Origin of the sequence: Bacillus lumedeiriae, assembly GCF_044891285.1 — a bacterium.
In the GTDB taxonomy this organism is placed as follows: domain Bacteria; phylum Bacillota; class Bacilli; order Bacillales; family Domibacillaceae; genus Pseudobacillus; species Pseudobacillus lumedeiriae.
On the sequence record NZ_JAUIYO010000006.1, the window covers coordinates 17302 to 40682 of the forward strand.

Genomic DNA, 23381 nt, shown 5'->3' on the forward strand with positions numbered 1-23381 from the left:
AAGATGCTTTCGTCCTCGATGAATAATTTCTAAAGCAATCGCCTCTTTACTTTTGAAATGCCAATAAAAAGTTCCCTGTGCTACTCCTGCTTCACGAACAATATCGGAAATTTTCGTTTTATGATATCCATATTCAGCAAAATAATACAGCGAGATTTGTAAAATCTGTTCTCTTCTATCTACAACCTCTTCTTGTTTCGTTATAGTTTCTCCCTCCTTCCCGATTGATTAGTCAGTCGGTTTTTCTAATCATATTAAATCATTTTCCTTTAGTCAATAATTTCTATGTTTTTTATCGGGATTATTTTTATACTTGAATAGCTAATGAACTACATACTAAAACAAAAAGCCCAGCCAAAGGCTGAGCCAATTAAAATTCATAAACTACATCACTGTGTTAAAGCAATCCAATTACTTTTCTCGCTGTGCTTTCTCCGTTTTCAATACAGTCTGGAATGCCGACCCCGTAATACGAGCAGCCAGCGAGCAGAATGCCTGGATAAGCGTCAGCGAGTTTAGTTTCGAGCACCTCGACACTTTTTGGATGGGTAATCAGATAGTTCGGCATGCTGTCCGTCCAATTCGTTACTTCGCTTACCACTGGTTCAAGCTTCATTCCGAGGACTTTGTTTATATCATCAAGTGCCACTTGCAGCAACTCTTCTTCATTCATTTTCTGCAGAGCAGCAAATGCTGGATGACTGCTTTTATAAAAAAGCCTCACGAGCAAATTGCCGCTTTCCGACGTATGTGTCCATTTTCGGCTTGTCCACGTGCAGGCATTACACGATAATTCTTGACTGTTTGCGACGATAAAGCCCGTTCCATCCGCTGGCAGCAGGCTGTCCGGTACATCAAAACCTGCATACACGCTAATTAACGAACTGTTTTTCAACCCAGCAAATTCTGTTTGCAGCTGTGGATCATCTAATAACGTTTCAGCCGCAGTGTGAGGAATGCTGAGCACTACACAATCCGCTTCAATCGTTTCATTATTTGTCAAAGATACAGAGTAACGGTTGTTCACTTTATCAATCTTTTCTGCTTTTATATTCTTTAAAATTTCTACTTCCTCAAGCTTTCTTTCAAATGCATCAATGAGGGTCATTAAGCCGCCTTGAAAAGAAAGAAACTTCTTGCCGCTTTGAAACTTTTCTTTATTTGCTTCCAATCCTTTTATGATACTTCCATATTTCACCTTATAATCTAATAAATAAGGCAATGTAGATGCAATCGTTAAATCACTGAGGCTGCCGGAATACACACCAGAAAGAACAGGGCCGATTTGCTTTTCAACTAGTTCTTTTCCAAGAAAATGCTCAAGAAACGCACCGATGGAATTGTTCTTTGCGAACGTTTCATTTTTTGTATAAAAATCTTTCAGCGCTTCCACTTTTCCTTCGGCCGAGATAAGTGTACTTTTCGCCAATGACTCGACACTCGCCGGAATACCAAATACCGCATCACTAGGAATCGGCTTTAATTCTCCGTCTGTATAAATAAACGAGCGGCCCGTAGCGTTATAGACGACCTGATCTTCCAAACCGAGCTCCTCGATAAATGACATCTCCTTCGCTTTACGGGTAACCATAGAATCGGCCCCCGCTTCCATAACGAACCCGCCCTCTTTCACCGTACGGATTTTCCCGCCGAGCTCACTAGAAGCTTCTGCAAGGATTAGCCTTACATCCGATTGATTTTCTTGTTTCCATTTATGTAATTCATACATAGCAGCTAATCCAGTGACACCGCCGCCAATAACTAAGACTGTTTTCACCTGTGCCCACCTCTATTTACGGTCCATTTTTAAATCAATTAAAGTGTACCACAACGGGATGATACTCAATCATTACTTCATTAGATAGACACATTATTTTCTTTTATTCAATAGGCTTCCTCATATTATAAGATCTTCTTTAGTTGCACGATACCTTCAACTTTACCGTTTTAGCAGCTTTCCAAAACTAGCGGCAGCACAATATACATTAGTATTCGCCCTCTTGAAGCCCCTATTATTGTAGGGATACATAGATTAGTATATAATTTTGTTATTGGGTATATTTTACCACTTTAACCACTGCCTTTAAATGAGATACACAAATAAGCAAGGCGGTCTTATTTTCCGTATAAAAGGGGTTTCTTTATGAATCAGCATATTCTTTCACGTAATAATGTAAACATTACAGGCAAGGGCACACAAGCAATGATTTTTGCTCCAGGCTTCGGATGCGATCAAAACATGTGGAGGCTGACGGCCCCGGCCTTTGAAAAGGACTACCGCATCATTCTCTTTGATTATGTGGGTTCGGGAAAGTCTGATTATGAGGCTTATATTCCTGATAAGTACAGTAACCTTCACGGCTATTCCCGGGACTTGCTTGATATATGTGCTGCTCTTGATTTAAAAGATGCGGTTTTTGTTGGACATTCAGTTGGCAGCACCATCGGCATGCTGGCATCTATTCAAGAACCTAAGCATTTTGAACGCCTTATTATGATCGGTCCCTCCCCTTGCTATTTAAATGACCCGCCAGAATACCATGGAGGATTTGAAAAAGAGGACCTTGCAGGGTTGATCGACATGATGGAGATGAATTATATCGGATGGGCAAACTATCTCGCGCAAATGATCATGAGAAATCCTGATCGCCCGGAACTCTCAAAGGAATTAGAGGAAAGCTTTTGTTCGACCAATCCACTAATTGCGCGTCAATTTGCCACAGCCACCTTTTTCTCAGACAATAGGGAAGATTTACCGAAAGTCACTATTCCTTCTCTTATTTTGCAGTGTGCCGAGGATGCGATCGCTCCAGTGGAAGTCGGTGAGTATATTCATAAACGGCTTCAGCATAGTACACTTCGTTTTATGCAGGCAACCGGGCATTGCCCTCACCTAAGCCACCCTGATGAAACCATTCGTTTAATAAAAGAATATTTATCGTCCCCAATGAATCAAGAAGACGGTCGTATCAATGGATGAACAGTTGAACTATGCGCCGTGCGGCTATTTATCTCTTAATGATGACGGCACAATCCTGTCTATCAATAAAACACTGCTCAATTTACTCGGCTATGACCACTATATGCTTAGGGGACAGCATATCAGCAAGATTTTGACGGTGCCCGGCCGCTCCTTTTACCAGCTCTATTTTTTTCCAATGATTCAACTTCATAATAAAGTGGAGGAAATGTACCTCACGCTTAAGTCAAAAACGAATCATGATATTCCGGTACTTGTCAATGCTTCACGCAAAGAGCGTGAAGGAACTATTGTAAATGATTGTGTTTTTATCCCAATGCGGCAGCGTTATGAATATGAGCAGGCACTGCTTGCAGCTAAAAAGGCCGCCGAAGAAACGAACCGAATTAAGAAAAAAGCCATAGCGGACATGGAACGTTTACAAAATGATTTAGAGTCTAAACAAAAAGAGATGGAGGAATTGAACGCTAAATTACTTCTATTAGCGACAACAGACGAATTGACAGGTCTGAAAAACCGACGCAGTTTTCAAGACAGTTTAACCGCAAACATCAACTTAGCCGCTAAATCATCTCAGCCACTTTCACTTCTTCTGCTCGATCTCGATCATTTTAAAAAAATCAATGATACTTTTGGGCACTTAACCGGGGACAAAGTGCTGGAAGAACTGGCGCAGATATTGAAAAGTCAGTGTAGAGATGGAGATATCGCAGCCAGGTATGGAGGGGAAGAATTCGCATTTATTTTTCCAAATATGAACCAAAGCGAGTCCTTGGCTGCCGCTGAGAGAATCCGTTCAAGTGTCGAACATGCCCGTTGGACCATTACGCCCATCACAGTCAGCATTGGTATTGCCACTATGACACCGGGAGATACCGAAAGCACACTTCAATCGAAAGCCGACCGGGCACTTTATTCATCTAAGCACCACGGCCGTAACAGAGTCACTCATTTTACTTTCCTGTAGCACCGCCTCTCTTATTAACACAAAAAACCCGGATTTTCCCGCGAACTAGGAAGGTCCGGGTTTTCTTTATTCATCCCTTCTACATCTAAAGTCTTAGAAAAAGATCTGTCTTTCGTTCGTTATAAAGAATGATCGTTAGAGATACAATTATGATGAATATTTTACCATATATGGATATTACATTATAATTATGTAAGTAAATATGAAAATCATTTTAGTTATTCTTCTTACGTTTATGCATATGATTGGAACTTGAGGGCTTTAGCTAAATGATTGAAGCGAGGAGAATGAGAATGAAACTAGTAAACTTTATTGTTCAGAAAAAGATTTTAGTTGGATTAATGGCGGCTTTAGTCATAGTGCTTGGAGGTTATTCGATCTTCAAATTAGACAAAGAGTTACTGCCCCCGATCGGAATGGATGCTGGTTATGTGGAAATGAATGCTGGAGAAATGGCTGCGATTGAAGTGGAACGAACGATTACCATCCCTTTAGAACAGAAAGTCCGAGCTATTGACGGCGTGGAAAGCGTCCACTCAACGACCAATATCGGACGAAGCTCCCTTCAACTCACCTTTGAACGCGGTCGGGGAGAAGAGCTGTCTAAAGAAGTGGAATCGATCGCCAATGCGCTAAAGGCTGAAGTGGCTGGCATAACAGAGGTCGCAACGGGACAATATGGGACGAATCAAGGCTATGAATTTTTCATGGATGTATCCGGCGGGGTTATGGAAAACATGTCTTCCTTCGCTAAACATGTGTTAGAACCTAGATTAGAAGCACTTCCTGAAGTGAGAGACGTTTCACTTTCAGGATTATTAGAGCATGAGGCGACAATTGAATTTGATCGCGAAAAACTGACAGAAAAAGGATTAAATGTTTCCCAGGCAGTCGAAATGATTCAACAAGTAAACAACGAAGCTTCTTTAGGTGAATTAAGCAATGACAAGGATGCTCCTTCCCTTCGCTGGAATACAAAATTAGAAAACATTGAAGATATAAAACATATTAAACTCCCTGTTCAAACTGGATTTATTGACTTAAAAGATGTCGCTGATGTTTCCTTACAGCCGCTGGACAGTTCTTCTTTTGTCTGGAAAAATGGCACGAAAGATTTTATTTTTATCCAGGTCGGCCGTGTTCCTAACGTGACACAAATCCAAATGGCAAAAGCTGTACGGGCAGAAGTAGAACGCATTCGTGAGGAAAACCTCGTTAATGACTTTGAATTAAACGAAATTGTCGCACAAGCTGACTATGTTCAGGAATCACTTGATGGAGTAACAGATAATATTTTAATCGGTGGAGCCATTGCCATTGCCGTACTCCTTATTTTCCTGCGCAATTTGCGGGCGACTTTTATTATTGCACTATCCATTCCCACTTCTGTTTTACTTACCTTTGCGTCCATGTGGATATTCGATTACAGCTTTAACCTTTTAACATTGATCGGTCTTGGATTAGGTATTGGAATGATGGTCGATGCCTCCATTGTTATACTCGAATCTATCTACAGCAAAAAGCAGCAAGGTTTAGCCAATCTTAATGCTGTATTAACCGGTACAAAAGAAGTAGCAGCCGCTGTTCTTGCGTCTATGTTAACAACAATCGTCGTCTTTCTGCCGATTGGGCTTATCGGCGGTGATATGGGTCAATTCATGATTATACTCTCAGCAGTTGTCGCTATTACACTCATCAGCTCTGTTATCGTAGCCTTCACACTTATTCCTGCTCTTTCTGAGAATATATTAAAGCTGCGGAAACAAAAGAAAATCAGACATGAAGGGCCCTTTCTCCGCGGCTATAGCCAAGCAGTTTCTTGGACAATTAAGAGAAAACGGCACAGCTTGGCTGTCATTGCCCTCTTTTTCATGCTGTTCATCGGCTCATTATTGCTCGTAACGAAAATTCCTATGACGATCATGCCGGATATGTTTAACCGTTATACGGAACTAATGATTAATCTAGAAACAGGCCTTTCAGCAAAGGAGAAAGAAGAAGCTGCACAGAACATCCATAAAAAACTCCAAGCGATTGAGGATGTTGAATCCAACTACGTCATGGACAATGGCGGCATGTTTTATGCGATCATTAACATGACAAAGGGCGATGATATTAATAAGGAACAAAAGGAAGTAAATGAAGAAATCTTAAAGTCGCTCCGGTCTCTGCAAGATACCCAGCCGATTAAAAACGTTCAAAGTACAATGTCCGGCGGCGGAAGCTCGCCTGTTCAAGTGAATATTAAAGGAGAAAACTTCAACCAGCTTCAGGCTGTTGCAGATGACTTTATGAAAGAGCTTCATTCGATTGATGGTATTGTTGAAGTGAGCCATTCTATGGAACGCACTTCCGAGGAGCAGGTAGTTGTATTAAAAGAAAAAGAAATAGAAAAAGCAGGCTTATCGCAACTCCAAGTAAAACAATTTATCGAGCAGGCCTTTTTACAAATGCCTATTGGTGAAATGACTATTAATAAAGAAAACATCCCGTTAATAGTGAAATGGAAAGAAAAGACCGATACGAAAGCCGACCTTCTCGACTTGAAAGTTCCTGTTAAAAACGGCGAGCAAAAGTTATCCAACTTTATTGAGTTAAAAAGTGTAAATACACCAAATGAAATCTCCCATATAGACGGAGAACGATTTATCTCCATTTCAGCCGACATTGAAGGAAAGGACTTAGGAACCGTTAATCGAGACGTACAAAAGCTAATAAAAGAGTTTAAGACTCCGTCAGGATATACAATCGCTGCAGCAGGTGATCTAGAACAGCAGCAGGAATTAATGATGGATATGGTTTTCGTATTAGCCATTGCGCTTTTCCTAGTGTACGTCGTTATGGCTGTTCAATTTAATCATTTGGGCCACCCTTTGATCGTGATGTCTATCATCCCGATGACAATTGTCGGAGTGATTGTTGGATTATTTGTTACGCAGATGGAGCTTAATCTCATGTCTGGAATTGGTATTGTCATGTTGATTGGTATCGTCTTAAACAATGCCATTCTTCTTATTGATCGGACGAATCAGCTCCGTAAAGAAGGGTTTTCTGTTCCAGATGCACTTGTAGAAGCAGGAAAAAACCGCATCAGGCCGATTTTCATGACTACTTTAACGACTGCTGGCGGCATGCTTCCTTTAGCGATGGCATCTGGCACTTCAGGCAACTATCAAGCACCGCTGGCAACCGTAATTATATCCGGCCTGATGTTCGCCACTTTTATTACTTTATTATTAATCCCAGCCGTTTATCGTTTATTTACAACGTCCGGCTTTGGTTTTAGCAGGCTAGGAAAAGGAAGAAAAAAAGACATTGATACGACTGCATCTGAAAATGTAAATCAATAACGAAAAACTCCCTTTTGGGCAGGCTGCGTGCCATTACCCAGAAGGGAGTTTTTATATAGTTCAATCTAGATTATAGACTATCTCCAGAATCTTCACTGAACTTAACCGCCTGCTCTGTCGGCCAGTCAGAGGTTTCTTCCAATTCATTGAAGAAGAAGCGTAAAACTGTAAGTTCCTCGTTAAGTAAGATTAAGCTTTCCTAAAGCAAAAGTGTCAGACCCTTATAAGACAGTTCCTTTGGTTAATCGTTCTTCAATGATTGCAATTGCTGCAGCTGCTCTTTATTGTGATCCAGCTGCTCTTGAAGTCTATGGATCGGTTCCATATGCCCGCCATTTTGAAGAGCATTATCAAGTGCATTATCTGCCCGATTAATCATACTTTGTGCCTGCTGGATGAATTGTTGTGTAGGGTTTGATTGAGCCTGTCCTACAGCCATCATGACATTATCTACCGAATTACGTAACTGCGAAATGACGTTTTCATTTTTCCAGGTTGCATTTGTGTGGTCCATAGTGAAGACCTCCTTATCATTTTTAAATGACTGTACGTCCTTACTATGGCAAACCAATACTTTTTTTATTCGGTCCTTCTTCAGATGCCACAGCCAATTTTTAACTGAGCTTAAAATGATCAACCGAACGATTTAACTCCTCAGCCAATGAAGCAACAGATTCGGAACTCGCTACAATTTCATCCATCACACTGGTTGATTGTTGAATAGAAGCTGACGTTTGTTCAATTCCAGCAGAAGACTCTTCGGCTATCGAAGCGACACTTTCAAGCGAATGATTAATCTCTTCGCTTTGTTTGAAAATCGTATTGACATTCCCTGAAATATTCTGTATTTGCTTTTGCATATTCAATATAGAGTGATTAATTTCATTAAAGGTTTCCCTTGTCGTTTTAATCTTCTGCGCTCCTTCAGCTACTTGCGCATATCCATGCTGTAAAGTGTTGACCGTTTCATTCGATTCATGCTGAACACCTTCAACGATCTCAATAATATTCCCTATCGATCCTGATACCTGCTCAGCTAATTTACGCACTTCTTCCGCAACTACGGCAAACCCTTTTCCTTGTTCTCCCGCCCGCGCGGCTTCTATAGCAGCGTTTAATGCTAATAGATTCGTTTGATCCGCAATTTGCTGAATCACTTGAACGAGTTTCGAAATTTCTTTTGATTGTACGTCCAGCCTCTTCACTTTTTCAATCGATTCTAGCATTCCTTGATGAATGGCATCCATTTGTTTCTCAGATTCATTCATCAGCGTATCGCCGGTATGTGTTAATTCTATTACCTTATGGGACGAATGATTGAGTTCTGCTCCCTGGCTGCTTGTCTCTTGAATTTGACGGGTAAAATCTTTCATCGTTTGAGAAACTTCAGAAGCAAAACTTGCCTGCTCATCTGCCCCGTTTGATAACTCATTCATCGTTACAGCCACCTGGTAATTTCCTTCCTTTACTTCGTTCGTACTATCCAAAAGCTTGTTAGAGGCATTCACTAATTCAACAGAATTCACGTTGATCCCCTGAATAACTCCCTTTAGATCATTCATCATTTGTTGAATCGCTGCTGTTAACGTGCCTATTTCATCTGTCCGATTAGATTCAAGCACAATGGACAGGTCGCCACTGTCCGCCTTTGAAACCTGATCGGTTAAGTCCTTTAATGGTTTGACTAAGTAATGAGTAAATAAGTACACAACGATGATACTGCCTAGCAGAATAAAAATGGTCCACTTAATGATTTTCTTTTGATAAACATCCATTGCCACAAAGACTTGAGCAGCATCTAAATCCGCTCCTACAATACCGATTACTTCACCAGAGTCAGACTTTAATGGAACATACGTAGTAACAAGGGCTCCGTATTCTTCCGTATTAGACACCTCAACCTGTATTTCTCCTGTTTCAAACGCTTTTACTATATTAGGGTACGTACTTACATCTTCTTTATCCCCTAATTGTGAAGCATCTTCAGCACCTTCAGGCATACCATCTACCATATAAAAGTAATCATATCCCTGTTCTGTTTTTTCACGAGACATCGTAAATAAATAAGTCAATCCCGTTTTTTCTCTGATATCGTTCAATTCCGTACGCAGTTCCTTGTAATATCCATTCTCTCCATTGTCTAATGTGATTTCTTTTTGATATCGATCCGCATCGATCGTCTTAGCTGCCTGCTCGGCAATACTTCCCGTTACATCACTTAAAGAATCTTCCACTAAATGAACGGAAGACATATAACTAAGATAAGAAATAACTAAACAAGATAACAATACAATGACAGAAAAGATGAACACCATTTTCAAACGTATACTTTTTTTCATTTTTTATACCCCTATGTATAAATGAAACTTTTTATCTAAATAATACCATACGAAGTACCTGAAATAAAATTTAATCGTTTGAATATTTAGACCCATTTGACTGATCGGGAATTTATTTAGCTGTTTCACATACTAAGAGAAAGTTATTACAAAAATCTGCAAAGATATTTTTGGAGTGTATCCATATATAATTCTGATTATTGATACAAATATTGAATTTATGTATCTTTAACCATTTATGCCTGCTTATTGATCCTTTCCACATCAAAGCAGCGGAATTTATTCCGTTTTTTACAAATTAACCAGATCCTTTTTCCTTTTATCTAAGGGAATTTATCCTATTTATTGTTCATATAGTTTATTTAATGACTTAAACCATCCTATTACATGAATGGGAAAAGTTTTTGAATGCAATATTCACGGGTGCAACGTCAGTGTGATTGACCCTCACACGAAAGAGTTCAACTATTTTTAAAAATAATGAGTGAAAACAAACAAGGAGTGTCAAAATGCTTACTATCCTTTACAAACGCACGTTCCTGCGATTTATGGAAACATTCGATATGAATGCAGCCATACATGTAAAAAAAGGAGATGTACATCTTCATTCATGCTTGCAAACTCCCGAAACAGAAAAGCATTCAGTACCTCATAAAAAAAGCCCTTTTATTTTATGTAGGATGTTCCGAACCTTAGTGATAGATTTAAGAAAACAGGAAGATGACATTTTTCATGATTTCCACAAAAATACACGCTATAAAATAAACAGGGCCATAAGGGAGGGTTTAACTTATGATGAAATCAATCACCCTAGTGACCAGGAGATCCAAGAGTTTGCTCAATTTTTCAATAAATTCGCACGAGCAAAAAAAATTCTTCCTTGTCTCCCCGATAAGATAAAGTCGCTGCGTGACAAAAATGCATTCACCATTACCATGGTGAAATATGAAAATAAACCACTCTGCTGCCATGGTTACATTTTCGATGGACAACGATCCATCATGCTCTATTCCGCTTCTTTACGAACAGGTAAAGATTCTTCTGAGCGAAACTTAATTGGAAGAGCTAATCGCCTATTACACTGGAAATCCATTCTTTCTTTCAAGGAAAAAGGAGGCACATGGTACGACTTTTGCGGTTTGTCTCTTGACCCAAATGATAAGGAAGGACAGGGAATCAACCAATTTAAAAAAGGTTTTGGTGGATTTGAGGCAGATGAATTTAAATCCTATCGTGGGAGAACCTTACTAGGCAAACTAGTTATCGTTTATTCTCATCTAAAGTGGAAAAATAAGCCTGAATACATCCGTGCTAACCAACCATATAGATCTAAAACTGCTAGTTACGAATAAACATATCAAACCATCTATCATGTTCAGGTTGTAAAAAAAGTCTACTCTAATACCATCAGGCTGATAGAAAACATTTGTCCTTCAATCAGCCTGATGGGTAATAAAAACTGCAGGTATTATTCAAATACTATTTTTTTATAAACCGTGCATTTCTGCTTCTGCCTGATCCCAGGCAACGGTATAACCTTGTCCTTTTGAACAAAAAATGGACGACGAGCTATACTCAGGATCTGCACTTTTATTGTAACCAATTCTCTTAATTACCTCTTCTTCATTATGGCATCGGTCATAGCCGCCAAAGACCATATTGATCATTCCTTTTCCTTGTGTGAAAGAGGCCAGTTCCGTGCTGTAGTTCATAAACGTGGCTACCGGTACTTTGCCGGTCAAAACCGCTTTATTTCCTTCTGTTTTTGGCGGATCAAAACTTCCGTGTGCCGTTTGAATATCAGACAATACTTTTCCCATCTGATCGATTTCTACTTTAATTTTAAAATGATAATATGGCTCCAACACGAGATTTTCTGCTTTTTCCAGCCCTTGTCTCAACGCCCGGTAAGCCGCTTCTCTAAAGTCGCCGCCGGACGTATGCTTATTATGAGCAAGCCCTTTGAGGAGGGTTACTTTTACATCCGTTAGCGCTGAGCCTGTCAGCAGACCGTGGTGTTCTCTTTCAAAAATATGGTGACGAACTAAGTTCTGGTTCCCTATCGTCAAGTCATTCACGTGACATTCACTCTTAAATGTAATCCCGCTGTTCCTTTCAGCAGGCTCTAATTTTAAATGCACCTCCGCATAATGCCCTAACGGTTCAAAATGACCATAGCCGGCTGCCGTTGTATCAATCGTTTCTTTATAAATAATTTCAGGCTCACCGAAAGAGACATCGAAATGAAACCGCTCGTTGACAACCTGCTTCAAAACCTCCAATTGAATCGTTCCCATCACATGAAGGTGGATTTCCTGCAAACTTTCTTCCCACGTCACATTTAAAGAAGGGTCTTCCACGTTTAATATGTTAAAACAGCGTAAAGCCTCTTTTATATGAACAGATGAATCAACGATGACTTTAGATTTTAACGTAGGGATCATTTCATAGACAGCTTTCTCCTTTAACGCTCCTACTCCATCACCTACAGAGGCTCCTGACAATCCCACGACAGCAAAAAGCTCGCCTGCCGCTACTTGATCGGCCGTTTTGAATTTGCTTCCATTGTACACTCTGATTTGCGTAACCTTTTCAGTAATCTCATGCTCCTTATCCCCATAACCGATTTCGTCACGCACTTTTAACGTTCCGCTTAACGCCTTCATAAAAGTGATCCTCGTTCCATTATCATCATGACGAACTTTATACACACGGCCGGAAAACGGTTCTTCCTTTGGATAATGAGTAACTGTCAGCTCATCGAATGTCTCTAAAAACTCGCCGACACCAATATCCTGCAGTGCAGAACCGCTTGCACACGGAAACATTTTACTTTCCTTAATCATTTCAATCATCGTGTGCAGCCATAAATCTTTTTGATATCCTTCTTCCAAATACTGTTCAAACAGAATGTCATTCCGCTCAGCAATAAATTCAATCAGCTCTTCTTTCATTTCACCTTGATGAAAAGATTCTGTTATGTCACAAACATCAGCTGACAAGTCCGCTCGAACTTCTTCCAGCACTCGTTCAACGTCTGCTCCTGTCCGATCTATTTTATTAATAAAGAAAAGTGTGGGTATGTTGTGCTTTCTAAGCAGCTGCCAGACGGTTTCTGTATGGCCTTCCACTCCTTCTACCGCACTGATAATGACAATCGCATAGTCCATCACTTGAATGGAGCGTTCCATCTCTGGTGAAAAATCAACATGGCCTGGATTATCAATCAAATAATAAGTGGCGTCATGATAAGAGAACATTCCTTGATCCGCAAAAACCGTAATCCCTCGTTGTTTCTCGATCTCATGACTATCAAGAAAAGCATCTCTATGATCGACCCTGCCTCTTTGCTTAATGCTGTTCGTATGATAAAGAAGCTGTTCGGAAAAGGTTGTTTTCCCAGCATCAACATGTGCGAATACACCAATCGTTTTATTCATTGTGCCACCTCTTTGCGCCTCTAAAGAATCTACAAAGCATTATATCAAAAAAAGAGGGGGCTATATCAGCTCTTCCCATCCATTTTAAGTTAACAGCTTATTTAAACATTGAATAACTTTTGCTTCTTCAAGTACCTTTTCCCATTTATACTTTGTTACATCCATTCTTTGATGATTAAAGTTGCTGACCGAATCCATATTAAAATTAGTAAGATCCTCATCAATTTTAAATATTTTTATATTATTTTTTTCTTCAAAATACTGTACCCATTTATAATCTGTAGTAATAACTTTCAGTCCCATAGCAAAATACTCGATTAACTTCGTAGAGGTTTGCAAATTAAACGGATGCCTATCCGGCATATAATTAATCCCATAAATTGCTTTCGAGGCCAAAGAAGCCACATCAGTATAAGATACGCTTCCAGTAAATACTATATTTGGACACCTCTTAAACTCTTGGTAGATCTCATCTGGCGGATGTCCAACTAAAAGAATCGTTTGTTTCTTTAGTTTATTTTTAAAATGATTTAATAAATGGTGCGTGTTTCTTTCTTTTGATACAGAACCTACGTAAGTAAAATCATACTCCTTCTTTGCTTCGTATGTTATAAAAAAACTATCGTGTATTCCCATATCCCGATACAAATAAGGTATGCCTTCCTTAAAATTATACTTTTCTTTTACTTGCTGATTAAGAAATATTCTAAGGTCTGGTTTCATATTTAGATGTTTTTTAAAAAAATCTTTTATATAAGAAAAGTCACCCACAGATAAAGAGTTATACTCATGTATGATGAGTTGATCTTTATTGGGCCGACGCAATGCCTCGATGCCCATAAAAGTCCATAACGCGTCAAAATCACCTATGTCTTCCTTCTTTACATCATTGATGTCATGAAAAACAAATGTAGAATGTTTATTAAAGTATTCTTTATAGGCGGATATTTCTGGTAAATAAGCTTTATTTTTGTGAATAAGCAAAACATCCATATAACCCTACACCCCCTGCTATTCAGCAGCCTTTGTTGGTTTCCGTTGTATATAAATGAATCCAAGCAAAATCCCTAATACTTGAGGAATATAAGATACACCTCCAACATTATGGGTCGTAAAGTTCATGATGACTAATAGAGAAATAAGGATGAAAAAAAACGGCTCATATTTAATCGTAGAAATAGATTTGACTATCGCAATGATAAAAATAATTACATACAAGCACAGAACGACAAAACCATGTGATATTAAAAAATCCAAAAACGAATTATGAGAAGATTGTACATAATAACCCGCGACTTCCACTTCAATTTTGTCAGATCCCATGCCTATCATAATATGATTGGATACCCTTCCCCAGACCTCTTTCCAAATTTCCACTCTCCCGGTACTTCCTCTTTCAGCATCAAAAACATTATTGTACAAAACATCATTAGAAAAAATAAAACCTTGCCACATGGGATAACAGATGATGATCAAAAGGAGGGCTGCTATCGTGGAGGCCCTTAATAACCTTGATCCTAATAAAAAGATAAATAAGAAGAGAGAAATCATTACCGCTAACATCGACGCTCTTGAAGATAAAACGATCAAGTTGAAAAAATTTATACTAAATATCATCAAATAAACGATTTTCATTGGATGTTTGATAAAAATCATATAGAGACACATTACGCTGCTTATTGAAACAATAGCTCCCTGGTAATTAGAATCAATAAGGGAATGAACATAAATAAATTGAGCTGTTTGTAATGATGGAATGTCAAAAGAGGGAATAGACATCATACCGGAGTATATAAGTGTATACGCACTGAAGCATAGCCCTGTATATATTAATAAATGTGCGAATCTACTTTCCATTTTCATTTTTAATATAAAGTGTGGTACAAGCAAGCAAGTATAAAAAAAACTGATAGGATAAAAAAGCCCTTTTAACATACCGCTTACACCAAGCTGGCCTGTTATACTATTGATTAATTGAATGGCAATAATCGCATATAAAAGGATCATAATGATGACTTGTCTGTTGATCACATATTTCAATTCTTGCTTAGATAGCCCCTTTAATAAAACTAAAAAAGCGATTGTCATGCACCCTGCTATGATAGAGTAGGAAACCGTTTGTGTAAATATTGGAAAATAACTTAAGAGCCCTAAAAGAGTAATCAAACAAATCAAACAAAATTTTATGCTTTTCACTGAAATATACATGTTCATCTACTCACTTATTTTATTATTTAATTTTTTCAGCTCTGACAGAAAACTTCTTATCCGATGTTGATCCGTTTCTGAATGCCTTAAAATAATCCGAGAAACTTCTTTTTGGGCCGAATTCGCTCCGGCGGCTCTTTGTCAATATGCTTGCCCCTCACAATTAGCTCTGCGTTTTCTTGGAAGTAATATACATAGTCAGTTCCCTTTCTCTTTTGCAGGCACTCATATGCTCTTGCCATATGAAAACCACGGCTGCTTACATTATGAGCATCCGATGCCATCAAATGCGTTAAATTAGCTTCAATCATCTGCCCCGTGAAATCTTGAATCTTTTTGCCGAAATAGCCTGCATAAGAAGCCGCGGTAATTTGTGTGGCCGCTCCATTCCTTACAAATCGATATAATTTATCCGGGTGTTGAATGAATTCTTGATTTCGTTCCGGATGAACGATGATCGGGATCACTCCTTTCATCTGAATATCAAATAACAGCTGTTCTGTATAGCAGGGCACGTGATTAGGAGGAAGCTCGATGAATAAGTAAGAGGAACTTCCTCCCAGTGTCAGCAATTGTCCGCCATCTAAATGTTCAACCATTTTTTCATGAATCCGGATTTCCTGTCCAGGAAGAATTCGGACATTTATTCTGGCTTCTTTTAATTCTTTATTTAATTCTTCTATGCCCGCTACAATATCTTTCCTCTCATTGTTGTATAACCCATTTTTATGGTGAGGGGTGGCCACTATCGTTTTAATCCCTTCTTTTTCCGCCTCTTTTGCCATAGTTAAACTATCTTTTAGTGTTTCTGCTCCATCATCTACACCAGGTAGTATGTGACAATGAAGGTCAACCACACGACCGCCTCCTTCTACATTTAATACAGCAGTGCCGTTAGCTGTATACCTTATACAATGATGCTTACATATAGAGAACACTTATTTGTGAAAAAATGTTCATTTATCCATTATCATAATGATAGTAATTTGATTGATTCATCTTTCTATTATTTAAGACGACTCCCAGCATTTTTGCCTTGGCTGTCTGCAAGAGTTCTTTCGCTTTTAAAGCATGATTAATTTCCGTCTTTCCGCTATTAATAACCATCACTGTACCGTCACACTGATTTGCGAGCACTTGAGCATCCGTGACGGCAAGGACAGGAGGTGTATCAAAAATGACTACGTCAAACCTTTCATGCGCTTCTGCGAGACAATCAACCATGGCTCTCGAGCTAAGCAGTTCGGCAGGGTTTGGCGGAATGGGTCCCGATGTTAAAATGTTTAGAAAAGGAATATCTGTTTCGTTAACTGCTTGCAAAAGATCTATCTGTCCTGTCAACACATTCGTCAAGCCGATGTGATTCGTTAGATTGAATGTATAATGCATCGTTGGCTTGCGCATGTCTGCATCAACTAAAAGTACTTTTTTCTCTTGCTGTGCAAACACAACACCCAGATTTCCGGCTGCCGTTGATTTTCCTTCACCCGGTCCGGCAGAAGTTACCATAAAAGAACGAATGGTTTGATCTGCCGAAGAAAACAAGATACTCGTGCGAATGGATCGGTATTGCTCCGATATCGGTGACTTTGGATCCATTTTGGCGATTAACTTTCTTGGGGCTAAACCGATTTCTATCTTTTTCTTTTTTCTAAGAGCCAATCGTTTCACCTCCAAATGCTGTTTTATTTTCCTCCAATCCTGTTGATGCTCCTTCCTTTACCGTGATCACTGCCACACTTCCAAGCATAGGCAGATCTAGTAAGCGCTCAACATCCTGTTCATCTTTAATTGTGTTATCTAAATATTCGCGCAAGAAAGCGGCTCCTGCACCTGTCATTAAACCAAGCATAATTGTTATAGCAATATTTAATAATGGCCGCGGCTTCACGGGTTTCTTCTTTTCCGGAACGTTTGCTTTCGCCAATATACTAACGTTATCAACATTCATAATTTTTACGATTTCTGTTTGAAAGACTGCAGCTACTTCATTGGCAATGGATGCAGCCCTCTTTGGATTAGTGTCCCGAACAAATACATTCACTACTTGAGAATCTTGTTCACTTTGCACAGTAATTTTATCGTTCAGTTGTTCTGCCGTTAAATCTAGCTTCAAATGGCCGACTGCTTTTTCTAGAATGACCGGGCTTTTAATAATGACATTGTACGTATTAATTAATTGCAGATTCGCCTGCACTTCCACCGGACTATAAATCTGCTTCTCTGCATTTGCCTGATTGATAAGCAGCTGTGTCGATGCTTGATATACAGGGGTAAGAACAAAATAACTAATAATACCGCTAGTCAAAGCAGCCATAAAAGTAATAAACAACATTAATTTTAAATGCTTTCGAAGCGTACCTATTAACTCACGCAAGCTTACTTTTTCCTCCATGTTTTCCACCCCTGATGTTAGGATTGACTCATAAGCAAACAGCTCCCCATTTATATGTCTATGCTGCGGCTTTAATAAGGAGATTGATTTATTGCCAAATCAGGATTACTAATGAAAGTAATAGACACAGTTCTACTTATTCAATATTGAACGGCCTTCTAATTTTATCGATTGATTAACATGACTTCCCTTATCCCCTAGGATCTACCGCCTTTTTCCTGAGAATTCGTTTTTTATTGGTAATATCGATTAATTTTCGGATCAACTGTGGATCTGCTGCTATGATGATTAACAGACACAGCAGATGAAGAACGGCAGCAAGAACAGGATGTGTGTAAAAAAAGTACGTAATAAGGACAAATAAAAGAGCAAACGAACCGAGATAAGGAAGCAGGACTTTTATTGCCAATGTTTTTCTTGACGGGTTTAACAACCAAAAGCCAGCCAAGCAAAGCAGCTCAACAGCCACTCCAGCGAAAGCCGCTCCTTCTACACCATACCGCTGGCTAAACAATATATAAAAACCTACCCCTCCGACAACTGCTGCTGCCTGAACAATCGTACGGCGGGACTGCAGGGCTCTTGTTGTCAGTCCATCAGCCAGAGCTACATTTACACTTTGCAGCACTAGTAAAAAAGACAATATTTGCAAGGCACTAGAAGCAAACAGCCACTTCTTGCCAAACAACGAGCCTATAATGATCTCTGGCATATAGTACAAAGGAATCGTCACTGCCATTCCCGTTAATGCCATCAGTTTGAGCTGCATGATATTTAACTGCAAATGCTCCTCGATCCCTTTGCTGTTATAACGTTTGAACAAAGCTGGATAGAAAGCTCCTGCCAGCACACCTGGAATTTGATACAAGGAAAATGGAATGCGGTAAGCAACAGCGAAAAAGCCAACCAGCTTTAACGTTAACGTCTTTTCTAAGACAATAGGGCCAATCTGTGGAAGAATAACAATCAATAGTCCGCTTACGATAAAGGATAAGATATTCTTCAACAGCCCCTTATGAAAGGCACTCCTCAAACGAATAGCGATCCTTTGGCTAATTAAATACATCCCTCCTATTCCAGCCAGCAAATAAGAGCAGCCATATACAAGGTATATGAGATTGGGCCGCAGTGAAAAAAACATCCCCAATGAGACGGAAAGAACAAGGAGCACGGCCGAAAGAATACGGATAAACCCTAAATACTGCATTTTTTCCGTTAATTGAAAGTAAGTAATACTGATACTCTGCAGAGCCAGCCCTGTTACCATTGGAAAGGTTAAATAATACATCGCTTTTATTAATTCTGTATTACTATGGTAAATTAAATAAATCAGACAAAAACCGCACGCAAACGTAATGCCTAATAATACAATCCTGATTTTAATATAAGAAGAAATAACAGCAGATAGACTAACTTCTTTCTTTGCCCCTTCCCGAAGCACGCTTACACTTACTCCCACATCTGTGAAATAGCCCATAATGAGTGCAAATGCGAGCGCAACACTAAACATCCCGTAGCTTGGAGAATCGAGATAATTAGCTAGAATCACAAGTGTAAGAGCATTCAGCCCGCTAGAAAAAGCCGTACTATAAAACAAATGAAATATATTTTTACCAATAGAATTTTTTCTTTCACTCCCCACTTCTCATCACCTTCACCACTTCGACTTGTTCTAATGAATGGTTTCTAATTATTTATTCTCCCTCTTCCTAAAAAACCTCTATTCTTCAAGGTTTATCTGTATAAAACTTCCAACAAAAACCAAATCCTTCCGTCTTCTTCACTAAGCTTCTTTTTTTATAATTAGTAATCAAAAGAACAAGTTCTATAGAGCTTCACCAGCTGCCTTTCAGATACAATAACAGTCCTTTAGTCATCTTTACTCTTTAAAAAGAACAAACATGATATTTTTTTCAAAATCAAGTAACTATAAAGAGGAGCCGTCTCAAATTAAAGAAGTAGCCTCTCTAATTTTGTAAGAGAGGCTACTTCTCATGAGACAGCTCCAGTCCTAAACGCTTCAAAGAAGCATAAACATTTGTTTATGTATCAATTGTTATGAAAAGAAAGTAATAATAATAAAGAAAATAACCATGATCACTAAGCCAACAGGCAAACCAAAGCGGGCCCATTCTTTACTTGTGATCCCAAGTTTCCCAGCTGAAATGATATTGGGGATATTTCCTGGAATAAGCATTCCTCCGCTGATACAAAGGCCGAGTAAAATCGCCTTTACAGCCGGCTCATCCATTGAAGGGCTGATTTCAGCAGCAGCCAAAGTCGCATTGTCAAGAACAGCCGAAATCATATTCAGCCAGTATAACAGCCCAGTGTTTACATCCAGCAAATAACGGTTGATCAATGGTTCAAATCCGGCTCCAAGAAGCGTCAATCCCATGACAAACAAATAAATCTTCACCGTTCGCATTAGGATTTCCCCATACGATTCAGTCACGTGATCACTAAGCAAACCTTCTCGATTTTGTGTCGGATGTACAAGAAGTGCAGAGAGTATCGAGAAAATCAACACAGCACCGATCACTTCTAGTCCAATTAATCGGACGAGGTAGAAGAAATCCTGTCCTAGTTTACTGATGGCAATGGTGGAAAGCGGCTCTCCAATCGGTGTTAAAGATGCTCCAAGACCAATAGAGAAACAAGCTAAAATGACTAGCCGAACTTCTGATGGACGATCAAGTTTAAGAACACTGACAATTAATACTAAAATTAAAGCAGCAATAATCGCCGTAATCACACTCGAAAGTAAACCCAGCACCAACACAACTAGGGCGATAAATAACCGAAAAGGCACCCTGCGGCTGATGCCTAAAATTCCTTTTTCTAAAGGTGCCTTCAGCCATTTAAATAATAGACCGGCTATTAAAACAGCGGCCGTAATTTTAATAGGGTCTTCTAGCGCCCTAATTAGAAGAGACTTATCCATGACTCCACTGACAATCGCAGCTAACAAACCTATCACAAATAAAAACACTTCTAAATTTTCTTCCACACGCTTGATGAAAAAGGGAAAAAATAAAACGAGCAATAAAATAATGAATAACCCAATAGTCATTAAGTCCTTCCTTTCCAGCAAGCTTTTCTTGCAGCCAGCTATTTACATAGCAGCATCTAAAAAGCTATTTTTATTTTAACATATGCAAATAAACATCAAGTTAAAATAAAAAGACAGGAGATTAACCCAAAAGAGCCCCGCCTCACTTTCAACATCATGTATACCGTGGATCCCAATCCTTTGAATATACAATCTATTGTTGATGTGAGGTCTGACACTTGATCTTGAGTCAATCTCCTGTTCCTTATTTACACTCTTCCTTCATCAAATCCCGCAAACTCTCTTCGAAGGGCGCGTAGGCAATGCCCTTTTCAGTGACAATAGCTGTGATCAGCTCATGGTCAGTCACGTCAAAGGCTGGGTTGTAAACTTTTACATTCTCAGGTGCCATCGGCTTTTCGTACCATGTTGTACTGACTTCTTCTTCCTTTCGCAGCTCAATGGGAATGTCATCCCCTGCTGCGCAGTCCAAGTCGATTGTGGATAATGGAGCACACACGTAAAAAGGAATCCCATAGTGTTTCGCTAAAATAGCTACACCAGATGTGCCGATTTTATTCGCTGTATCTCCATTCGCAGCGACACGGTCGCAGCCGACAAGCACCGCTTGCACTTTGCCCTCTTTCATCACAATAGAAGCCATATTGTCACAAATTAACGTAACACCCACGCCTGCTTCTTGTAATTCCCAGGCAGTGAGACGCGCCCCTTGTAACAGCGGTCTCGTTTCATCCGCATAGACCCTGAAATCGTACCCGCGCTCCTGGCCTAAATAAATGGGTGCTAAAGCCGTCCCATATTTAGCCGTCGCAATCGTTCCTGCATTGCAATGAGTGAGAAGCCCCCATCCTGGTTCTAATAAGGAAAGTGCATGCTCGCCAATGGAAAGACAAACTTTTTCGTCTTCTGCACGAATGTTTTCTGCTTCTTCTTTTAACGCTCGTTTGATGTCCACAATACTTCTGCCCGCTTCCCGCTGCAATCGGTCCTCCATTCTGTTCAATGCCCAAAACAAATTAACCGCTGTGGGGCGGGAAGAGGCTAAATATTGCTTAACTTTTTTAAACTCATTTAAAAATCCAGCATGATCCGCTGCTTTTGATTGCTTCACACCCAAATAAATTCCATATGCTGCGGCAATTCCAATCGCTGGTGCCCCTCTCACTTTCAAATGATAGATGGCATCCCAAATCTCTTCTACTGTCGAAAGCTTTAGAAAGACTTTCTCATTCGGCAACAGTGTTTGATCGAGAAGAACGAGTGCATTGTTGTCATCATCAAGCCGGACTGATTGAATGGCTGCTACTGGTGTTGTCATGACTCTTTGCTCCTTCCTCAAATAAGTCCACACTTCGTTTTAACACGTGAATGAAATCATCACCTGTTCGAATGTCCGCCCGTTCAAGAATAAATGTTTTTCCTGCTGTTAAGCAAATTTTTTCCGCTGTTGCTCGGGCTTCTGTGTTAGAAATGGACGTCAAATCCTTTACATGCGCAATGCCAATGACTCTCCGGCACAGCTCAAGTCCGGCAACAGCCGCGGTATCTTCAAGAATTGAATCTAAATACCATTGTTTAAATCCAGGGAAAGAAGCTGTCTGTTCAGTCACTTTTTCATCCCAGGTTTGCAAAAACTTCTCCGAAAATAATTGAATCACTCCAGCGATCGTTTCTTCTAAATACCGTAAATAATCTTCTCTAACCTCTGTCTCTTCAATAGTACAGCTGGCATTCATATAAGCGAAGATTAAATTTGCCACGACATTCCCAATGTCATAGCCTGCCGGCCCATAAAAAGCAAACTCGGGATCAATAATTTTAGTAGAATCTTCTTTTATAAAAATGGAACCTGTATGAAGATCACCGTGAAGCAATGACTGAGCTTTCGTCATAAAATCAAACTTTAGCTTAGCCGTTTCTAATCGAAGGGCCTCATCGTTCCAAATCACTTCGCGCACAAACGATTTCGTTCCTTCAAAAACGTCATTCTGCTCACAATCATAAAACGGTTCTGTATACACCAAGTCTTCCGTAATTTCACAAAGCTCAGGGTTCGTAAATTGCTGCACAAGTCCTTTTTTCTCTTTATGATCCAACACGACATCCGATGTAAGCAGCAATGTACGAACGAGAAACGTCGTAATATGATCAGTGAACAATGGGAACTTTTTATGCTGCAACAGCGCCGAACGCATAATTTCATGATCAGATAAGTCATCCATGACGCAGCAATTCATTACTGGATCGTAAGCATATACTTTTGGCACGAAGCCAGGTGCCAGCTCTCCCTGAAGCGTCAAAATTTCGCTTTCAATGCGGTTTCGGTCCGGGGACACCTTAAAGGCATCTGAAATCCGAGCGACTGGTCCCGCCTGCTTAATAATAATAGATTGACCCCTATGACGGTCGACGACCTTGAATACGTAATTTAAATTGCCGTCTCCAATTTCACGGCATTCTAAATCCGCTCCCTCAGGAAAAATATCAAGTTTGCTTTGAGCATACTCCACTACATCTTCTTCATTCATTGTAAAATAAGCTGTCATAAAGTCTTTCAAATGAGTCGCCTCCCTTATCCCTGTCTATAATAGGCAAATTCTAGAGTAAATGTTTGATTCTCTCCTCTTGC

At 39.6% G+C, this 23381-nt stretch carries 17 protein-coding genes and 2 pseudogenes; 4 read left to right on the forward strand and 15 right to left on the reverse strand.

From position 1 onward, the window contains the following. Nucleotides 1–36: 36 nt before the first annotated feature. Both QYG89_RS09695 and hemG read right to left on the reverse strand, forming a co-directional pair. Nucleotides 37–225: pseudogene (locus QYG89_RS09695) on the reverse strand (TetR/AcrR family transcriptional regulator); the annotation flags it as partial. Nucleotides 226–397: 172 nt separating this feature from the next. After that, nucleotides 398–1777 (reverse strand): protoporphyrinogen oxidase, encoded by a 1380-nt coding sequence (gene hemG, locus QYG89_RS09700; RefSeq protein WP_404316802.1) that lies wholly within the window; start codon nucleotides 1775–1777, stop codon nucleotides 398–400. 366 nt (nucleotides 1778–2143) lie between these two features. On the opposite strand from hemG, the gene QYG89_RS09705 reads away from it, so the two are divergent. From QYG89_RS09705 to QYG89_RS09715, 3 genes are all read left to right on the forward strand, one after another. After that, nucleotides 2144–2980, forward strand: coding sequence for an alpha/beta fold hydrolase (locus tag QYG89_RS09705; protein ID WP_404316803.1), 837 nt, complete (start codon nucleotides 2144–2146; stop codon nucleotides 2978–2980). Beyond that, nucleotides 2973–3947 carry a sensor domain-containing diguanylate cyclase gene (locus QYG89_RS09710; RefSeq protein WP_404316804.1) on the forward strand — a complete coding sequence of 325 codons (975 nt, stop codon included), beginning with the start codon at nucleotides 2973–2975 and terminating at the stop codon, nucleotides 3945–3947. The genes QYG89_RS09705 and QYG89_RS09710 overlap by 8 nt, the downstream gene beginning before the upstream one ends. 293 nt (nucleotides 3948–4240) lie before the next feature. Then, on the forward strand, nucleotides 4241–7297 hold the full coding sequence (locus QYG89_RS09715) for an efflux RND transporter permease subunit (RefSeq protein WP_404316805.1): 3057 nt from the start codon (nucleotides 4241–4243) through the stop codon (nucleotides 7295–7297). 241 nt (nucleotides 7298–7538) lie between these two features. On the opposite strand, the gene QYG89_RS09720 is transcribed toward QYG89_RS09715, so the two are convergent. The 3 genes and pseudogenes from QYG89_RS09720 to QYG89_RS09730 all read right to left on the reverse strand — a co-directional run. Continuing rightward, nucleotides 7539–7811, reverse strand: a complete 273-nt coding sequence (locus QYG89_RS09720) for a hypothetical protein (protein WP_404316806.1) — start codon at nucleotides 7809–7811, stop codon at nucleotides 7539–7541. Nucleotides 7812–7911: 100 nt separating this feature from the next. Beyond that, nucleotides 7912–8862, reverse strand: a complete 951-nt coding sequence (locus QYG89_RS09725) for a methyl-accepting chemotaxis protein (RefSeq protein WP_404316960.1) — start codon at nucleotides 8860–8862, stop codon at nucleotides 7912–7914. Next, nucleotides 8857–9636, reverse strand: a pseudogene (locus tag QYG89_RS09730) (HAMP domain-containing protein); the annotation flags it as partial. The pseudogene QYG89_RS09730 and the gene QYG89_RS09725, both read right to left, overlap by 6 nt. Nucleotides 9637–10145: 509 nt before the next feature. Between QYG89_RS09730 and QYG89_RS09735 the strand changes: the two are divergent. Beyond that, nucleotides 10146–10988: a peptidoglycan bridge formation glycyltransferase FemA/FemB family protein gene (locus tag QYG89_RS09735; protein WP_404316807.1), complete on the forward strand. Its 843-nt coding sequence runs from the start codon at nucleotides 10146–10148 to the stop codon at nucleotides 10986–10988. A gap of 135 nt (nucleotides 10989–11123) precedes the next feature. Here QYG89_RS09735 and QYG89_RS09740 read toward each other — a convergent pair whose 3' ends face one another. The 10 genes from QYG89_RS09740 to mtnK form a co-directional block, all read right to left on the reverse strand. Continuing rightward, a complete protein-coding gene (locus QYG89_RS09740) occupies nucleotides 11124–13076 on the reverse strand; it encodes a GTP-binding protein (RefSeq protein WP_404316808.1) in 1953 nt (650 codons plus the stop codon). Between the two features lie 84 nt (nucleotides 13077–13160). Next, a complete protein-coding gene (locus QYG89_RS09745; protein WP_404316809.1) occupies nucleotides 13161–14069 on the reverse strand; it encodes a glycosyltransferase in 909 nt (302 codons plus the stop codon). An 18-nt stretch (nucleotides 14070–14087) separates the two neighbouring features. Continuing rightward, nucleotides 14088–15164, reverse strand: a complete 1077-nt coding sequence (locus tag QYG89_RS09750; protein ID WP_404316810.1) for an O-antigen ligase family protein — start codon at nucleotides 15162–15164, stop codon at nucleotides 14088–14090. Between the two features lie 206 nt (nucleotides 15165–15370). Further along, nucleotides 15371–16141: a tyrosine-protein phosphatase gene (locus QYG89_RS09755; RefSeq protein WP_404316811.1), complete on the reverse strand. Its 771-nt coding sequence runs from the start codon at nucleotides 16139–16141 to the stop codon at nucleotides 15371–15373. A gap of 103 nt (nucleotides 16142–16244) precedes the next feature. Further along, nucleotides 16245–16946, reverse strand: coding sequence for a CpsD/CapB family tyrosine-protein kinase (locus QYG89_RS09760; protein WP_404316812.1), 702 nt, complete (start codon nucleotides 16944–16946; stop codon nucleotides 16245–16247). After that, nucleotides 16936–17679: a YveK family protein gene (locus QYG89_RS09765; protein WP_404316813.1), complete on the reverse strand. Its 744-nt coding sequence runs from the start codon at nucleotides 17677–17679 to the stop codon at nucleotides 16936–16938. The genes QYG89_RS09760 and QYG89_RS09765 overlap by 11 nt, the downstream gene beginning before the upstream one ends. A 190-nt stretch (nucleotides 17680–17869) precedes the next feature. Further along, nucleotides 17870–19321 (reverse strand): oligosaccharide flippase family protein, encoded by a 1452-nt coding sequence (locus QYG89_RS09770; RefSeq protein WP_404316814.1) that lies wholly within the window; start codon nucleotides 19319–19321, stop codon nucleotides 17870–17872. 414 nt (nucleotides 19322–19735) lie between these two features. Further along, complete coding sequence (locus QYG89_RS09775) at nucleotides 19736–20752, reverse strand: DUF1646 family protein (protein ID WP_404316815.1); 1017 nt, start codon at nucleotides 20750–20752, stop codon at nucleotides 19736–19738. A gap of 244 nt (nucleotides 20753–20996) precedes the next feature. Next, nucleotides 20997–22070: an S-methyl-5-thioribose-1-phosphate isomerase gene (mtnA, locus tag QYG89_RS09780; protein ID WP_404316817.1), complete on the reverse strand. Its 1074-nt coding sequence runs from the start codon at nucleotides 22068–22070 to the stop codon at nucleotides 20997–20999. Then, nucleotides 22030–23298 (reverse strand): S-methyl-5-thioribose kinase, encoded by a 1269-nt coding sequence (gene mtnK / locus QYG89_RS09785; RefSeq protein WP_404316962.1) that lies wholly within the window; start codon nucleotides 23296–23298, stop codon nucleotides 22030–22032. Before mtnK ends, mtnA begins: the two co-directional genes overlap by 41 nt. Between the last annotated feature and the right edge of the window lie 83 nt (nucleotides 23299–23381).

Bases quoted from the DNA above. Each gene is read 5' to 3' on its own strand.
- QYG89_RS09775 (WP_404316815.1), bottom strand. From the start codon at position 20,752: ATGACTATTGGGTTATTCATTATTTTATTGCTCGTTTTATTTTTTCCC.
- QYG89_RS09735 (WP_404316807.1), top strand. From the start codon at position 10,146: ATGCTTACTATCCTTTACAAACGCACGTTCCTGCGATTTATGGAAACA.
- QYG89_RS09710 (WP_404316804.1), top strand. From the start codon at position 2,973: ATGGATGAACAGTTGAACTATGCGCCGTGCGGCTATTTATCTCTTAAT.
- QYG89_RS09740 (WP_404316808.1), bottom strand. From the start codon at position 13,076: ATGAATAAAACGATTGGTGTATTCGCACATGTTGATGCTGGGAAAACA.
- QYG89_RS09750 (WP_404316810.1), bottom strand. From the start codon at position 15,164: ATGACAATCGCTTTTTTAGTTTTATTAAAGGGGCTATCTAAGCAAGAA.
- QYG89_RS09765 (WP_404316813.1), bottom strand. From the start codon at position 17,679: ATGGAGGAAAAAGTAAGCTTGCGTGAGTTAATAGGTACGCTTCGAAAG.
- QYG89_RS09705 (WP_404316803.1), top strand. From the start codon at position 2,144: ATGAATCAGCATATTCTTTCACGTAATAATGTAAACATTACAGGCAAG.
- mtnA (WP_404316817.1), bottom strand. From the start codon at position 22,070: ATGACAACACCAGTAGCAGCCATTCAATCAGTCCGGCTTGATGATGAC.
- QYG89_RS09725 (WP_404316960.1), bottom strand. From the start codon at position 8,862: ATGATGAATGATCTAAAGGGAGTTATTCAGGGGATCAACGTGAATTCT.
- QYG89_RS09720 (WP_404316806.1), bottom strand. From the start codon at position 7,811: ATGGACCACACAAATGCAACCTGGAAAAATGAAAACGTCATTTCGCAG.
- mtnK (WP_404316962.1), bottom strand. From the start codon at position 23,298: ATGACAGCTTATTTTACAATGAATGAAGAAGATGTAGTGGAGTATGCT.
- QYG89_RS09715 (WP_404316805.1), top strand. From the start codon at position 4,241: ATGAAACTAGTAAACTTTATTGTTCAGAAAAAGATTTTAGTTGGATTA.
- QYG89_RS09745 (WP_404316809.1), bottom strand. From the start codon at position 14,069: ATGGATGTTTTGCTTATTCACAAAAATAAAGCTTATTTACCAGAAATA.